The sequence below is a fragment of the Microcystis sp. M53603_WE2 genome, from assembly GCF_030065435.1.
The window spans coordinates 1-4,782 of the sequence record NZ_JASJFF010000628.1; the positions used below are offsets into that span (position 1 = coordinate 1).

The 4,782-nt window shown below is 37.8% G+C and carries 4 protein-coding genes; 3 read left to right on the forward strand and 1 reads right to left on the reverse strand.

What is annotated here, in order from left to right:
- From alaS to PX481_RS13385, 3 genes are all read left to right on the forward strand, one after another.
- A partial coding sequence (gene alaS, locus PX481_RS13375; protein ID WP_288094725.1) for an alanine--tRNA ligase occupies nucleotides 1-1,388 on the forward strand: 1,388 nt, incomplete at its 5' end.
- A gap of 70 nt (nucleotides 1,389-1,458) precedes the next feature.
- Nucleotides 1,459-2,934, forward strand: a complete 1,476-nt coding sequence (locus PX481_RS13380) for an AAA family ATPase (RefSeq protein ID WP_288094726.1) — start codon at nucleotides 1,459-1,461, stop codon at nucleotides 2,932-2,934.
- Nucleotides 2,927-3,502 carry a carbohydrate kinase family protein gene (locus tag PX481_RS13385; RefSeq protein ID WP_288094727.1) on the forward strand — a complete coding sequence of 192 codons (576 nt, stop codon included), beginning with the start codon at nucleotides 2,927-2,929 and terminating at the stop codon, nucleotides 3,500-3,502. The genes PX481_RS13380 and PX481_RS13385 overlap by 8 nt, the downstream gene beginning before the upstream one ends.
- Here PX481_RS13385 and PX481_RS13390 read toward each other — a convergent pair.
- Complete coding sequence (locus PX481_RS13390; protein WP_045356150.1) at nucleotides 3,486-4,679, reverse strand: IS4 family transposase; 1,194 nt, start codon at nucleotides 4,677-4,679, stop codon at nucleotides 3,486-3,488. The genes PX481_RS13385 and PX481_RS13390 overlap by 17 nt on opposite strands.
- Between the last annotated feature and the right edge of the window lie 103 nt (nucleotides 4,680-4,782).

Genomic DNA, 4,782 nt, shown 5'->3' on the forward strand with positions numbered 1-4,782 from the left:
CGGGTTTCGAGCAGGAAATGAAAAAACAGCAGCAAAGATCAAAAGCCGCCCACGAAACCATAGATTTGACGGTACAGGGTAGTTTAGATAAACTGGCGGAACATATTCACCCGACGGAATTTCTCGGTTATACGGATTTGCAAGCAACCGCAACAGTAACGGCAGTTTTAGTCGCCGGTAAAACGGTGGAATCGGCCGCAGCAGGCACTGAGGTGCAGGTAGTTCTCGATCAAACCCCTTTTTACGCCGAATCGGGTGGACAAATCGGTGACAAGGGTTATTTAACCGGCGATAATCTGCTTATCCGCGTTGAGGATGTGCAGAAAGAATCGGGGATTTTTATCCATTTTGGTCGGATTGAGCGGGGAATTGTCACCACCGGCGATACAATTAATGCACAGATCGATCGTTCCTGTCGTCGTCGCGCCCAAGCTAATCATACCGCCACCCATCTGCTACAATCGGCCCTGAAAAAGCTTGTCGATGGGGGGATTTCCCAAGCAGGTTCCCTAGTCAATTTCGATCGCCTCCGTTTTGATTTTAACTGTCCTCGTCCCCTGACTAGCGCTGAATTGCAACAGGTGGAAGAACAGATTAACACTTGGATTGCCGAAGCGCATGACACCCAGATAGCGGTGATGGGATTGGAAGAAGCGAAGCAGAAGGGAGCTATTGCCATGTTTGGCGAGAAATACGGCTCAGAAGTGCGAGTTATCGATATTCCTAGCGTTTCTATGGAATTATGCGGGGGAACTCACGTTAAAAATACTGCCGAGATCGGTTTATTTAAAATCATCTCCGAGACGGGAATCGCCGCAGGAATTCGTCGCATCGAAGCGGTGGCCGGCCCTGCCGTGTTAGCATACCTGAATGAACGGGATCAGGTGGTGCGGGATTTGTGCGATCGCTTTAAGGTCAAACCTCTGGAAATTCCCGATCGCATTACGGTCTTACAATCAGAGTTAAAAGGCACACAAAAGCAGTTAGAAGCGGTTAAACAGGAGTTGGCGCTAAATAAATCGGATGCTTTGCTATCTCAAGCTGAATCTATCGGCGAATTTAAGCTATTAGTCGCTTCTTTGGGCGATATTGATGCTAATGCTTTGATGGCCGCAGCCGAAAGACTACAGCAAAAATTAGGGGAAGGGGCAGTGGTTTTGGCCTCGACTCCCGCAGCTGATAAAGTGAGTTTAGTGGCCGCTTTTAGTCCCCGGGTGATTAAAGATAAGGGTTTACAAGCGGGTAAATTTATCGGTGCGATCGCTAAAATCTGCGCCGGTGGTGGTGGTGGTCGTCCCAATTTAGCTCAAGCTGGGGGACGGGATGCTAGTAAGTTAAGCGAAGCTTTAGCTAAGGCCAAAAGTCAGTTAACTAGCAGTTTACAATAGTGTTAAGGGTGGGCATTTTGTCCACCTTTAAAAAATTAGTTATCCTCTCGGTGTGATTGGTAAAAATAATATGGAACTACTGATCAAGAATTTGGGATCAATTAGAAATAATAATCAAACCATAGATTTAACCAAGAAGTTCTATACTTTTATTGGCTACAATAATAGTGGCAAAACCCTAGTTTCTCAGCTTTTATGGACAATTTTTAATAATGACAATATTAGAAGGTTTTCCGAAAATACCGAAATTGATTCTTTAGTAATTGACTCGGAAAAACCTATTAAAAAAATTACGATCAATCAAGAATTAATCGATGAGATTCTCAATAAATTTAGCCAGTTTATTGAAAAAGAAGTTGTTAATACCTATAATCTTGATGCTAGTATTAAAGAAACGATTATTGGTTCCAATAAATTAGTTTTTCAAGCAAATATCAAAGAATTTAAAGAGACGAAATTTAAAACAACTTTTTTGGTTCGTGTTGCAGGAAATAATGATCTGGAGTATTTACAGATTAGCAAGGGCAAAGGTAGCCTAACAATAAATATAAAAGAGAATAATATCCCTGAGAAAGTATTTGATCAAATACCCAGAGACTTTTTTGAGAGAGCTAAACCATACAAGGAATCAGTAATTATTCCGTCAATAATAAGAGTGCTTTTGTCTCATGCAGAAGATACTTTTTTTATCCCCGCTAGTCGTAGTTTTTTTCCTGTTTTCTACCAGTACATTTATGAGATAGAGAGAAATAAAAGAAGTGAGTATAATCGTCGATTGCAAGAATTAATAGAAAATATTGATGATGATGTTGATACTAATCGGGATATATTCAAACGTCTTCAAGAACAATTACCCAAAAGGTCTTATACAGAACCAATGAATAAAGTGATTGAGTCGCTTTATTCTCTCAATACCAAGAAAAAAATTAATTCAGTTTATAATTCTCTGATTGAAAAGATGACCGGATTAATGGGAGGAGAAATCACCATTTCTAGTCTAGAATCGATCGCACCTATTCAATTTTCTTTTAAATTCGATGAAAGCAAAGATTTACCCATGTATCTAGCTTCATCTTCAGTCAATCAGTTGACTATCTTGTATCTTTATCTCAAATATTGGGCTAAGGAAAAAAACAATTTTTTGATGATAGATGAACCAGAAGTTAATTTGCATCCCGAAAATCAAATTCGCTTAATGGATATTTTAGTTCAATTTGTCACCGAGCATAATAATCGGGTTTTGATCACCACCCATAGCCCGATTTTAACCGATATTCTCAACAATTATGTTTATCTTCATACCTTAAAAAGTTATGATGTTGATGTCACAAAAATTATTGAAGATAATCAATTAAAAAATTTAAATCCAGAAATTTCAATTGCTAAAGAAGACTTAGGGGTTTACTTTTTCACGGGTGATAAAATTATTGATTATGGAACCAGTGAATATGGTGTTTATTTTCGTAACTTTAAAGAAGTTATCAACTCTGTGCAGAAATCTGGCGAAATTTTAACCAATCATATCTATTTAGCAGAGAATGAGTAAGTCTAACTCAAAAAAAGAAATATTTTCCCTTAGACAAGAGTTTCATCAAGCTTTAGAAAAACAGGGTTTTATTGAAGAAATCTCCCCTAGTCAGGATGAGTATATTGAAATTCTAGAAACAAATAAGAGCGATTTAAAGAAAGTAGTTATTAATCACTTAAAGTTATCGTCTAAAAATGACAAAAATATATCTACAGAAGTAGATAAAATCTGGGTTATCAATTTAGAAAAAGAGTTACCCGGTATCTCTGCTTCCGGCAAAACCCCTGAAAAAGCTATATTAGTTTTACAGAGAAAAGTCGATGATGGGGGTAAAATTCTCAATTATCATCTGCAAATTTGTTTAATTGAACTCAAAGCATCCCTACAGGCAAAAAAAGACAAAGAAAGCACATTAAAGCAGATTGCTGGTAAATTTCAAAGCGGGATGAATAGAATCTATATGCTTCTGACTCTCAATAATCATGCTAATCCCCAGAAAAACTATCAAGATACAGAAATATGTGTGCATTTCAGAGGAATCATTTTTTACTCAAGGGGTGACAGAAAGGTTAAAGAGCTTGCTTGATAAGGCTCATAGCCGTTAACCCTTTGGAGAAATAAGGGTTTTTCTGGGGTTTGAGGCGTATCAAAGAAAGGGCAAGTTCCGAAAAAATATCCATCGACTCAACCCAAAAAGTACCATAAGTCCCTATCCAAAAATCACTATGTCTTTCAGCAGAACGATTAGATTCTTTGAGGCGACAAATATAAACACGGTGGGGTAAAATATTGAGTTGTTGACCCCGTATTGTATTTAAAGAATAGGCGATAGCAATTAATAAAACAAGAGCTAAAAAACGCGGTTCGCTAACTTTAGTTTTCTCGATATTATAACCTCCCGTTTTACAATCTTTGAACATTGCTTCAATGCCAAAACGAGATTCATATAAATTTAAAGTCTCATCCAAAGAGTCAAGATTAGTAAGAAGATACCAAGGAGCTTCGGCTTGTTTACTACGGTAGCGTCTTTTCCAGCGAGTGGCCAAATTAAAAGGGCCAAGTTTATGAGCAGATGTATGATAAATATCCGAAAAAAAATGCTGAGTCCCCGGTTGAATATCTAGAGCTTTTAGAGGTTGATAGTTTTCTTCACCTGATAATAGCAAAGATGTTCCCTTCTTTTGTCTCAGAATAAAGGCTATCCCCTTTTCGTCTAGCCACTTTCCTAGTTGAACACTGTGAAATTCTCGGTCGCCTATCACGACAACTGGGTAGGATTTCAAAAATTTTAATACCGGCTTGAGAAAGTTTTTTTGGTTCCCTAAATTACTGCTTCCTTGTTTATCTAACAATATCCAGTACACAGGTAACGCCCTTTTTCCACAAATAACACTAGCTACAAACAAATTTCTTCCTTTCCAATCTGTTCGGTCAATTACCAATAATAGATGTCCCAGATGCTTAAGTTTTTTCAGTTTTCTTCTTTGATGTCGATTTTTATTTTTTTCGCTAAACTCTTGCTTAATAATGTGTTTAATTAGCGGAAACCATAACAATTTTACACTTAATTGCGGTAACTTGAGAAACCTTTGTAAATTTCTTCTTCTGCTTTCAAAGGTAATTGGTTGGGGAAATAAGGCGGCCAATCTCTCCAATTGTACTGTTCTATGGCTTTGTAGGAGCAGTATAAGAATTTGTAGAGTCAGATATTGTGCTTGTGTCAAGCTGGCTTGTAAACAGGCCTGATAGAATGATGGTAACATATTGAAATTTTGGGTGGTTGTCTCAACCACTCTATTTCTTTTGGGTTCATTTGGCTAGAGTCTTTATCTTGATTACCTTTGAACCCCTTTGTCACCCCTTGAG

Bases quoted from the DNA above. Each gene is read 5' to 3' on its own strand.
- PX481_RS13380 (WP_288094726.1), top strand. From the start codon at position 1,459: ATGGAACTACTGATCAAGAATTTGGGATCAATTAGAAATAATAATCAA.
- PX481_RS13385 (WP_288094727.1), top strand. From the start codon at position 2,927: ATGAGTAAGTCTAACTCAAAAAAAGAAATATTTTCCCTTAGACAAGAG.
- PX481_RS13390 (WP_045356150.1), bottom strand. From the start codon at position 4,679: ATGTTACCATCATTCTATCAGGCCTGTTTACAAGCCAGCTTGACACAA.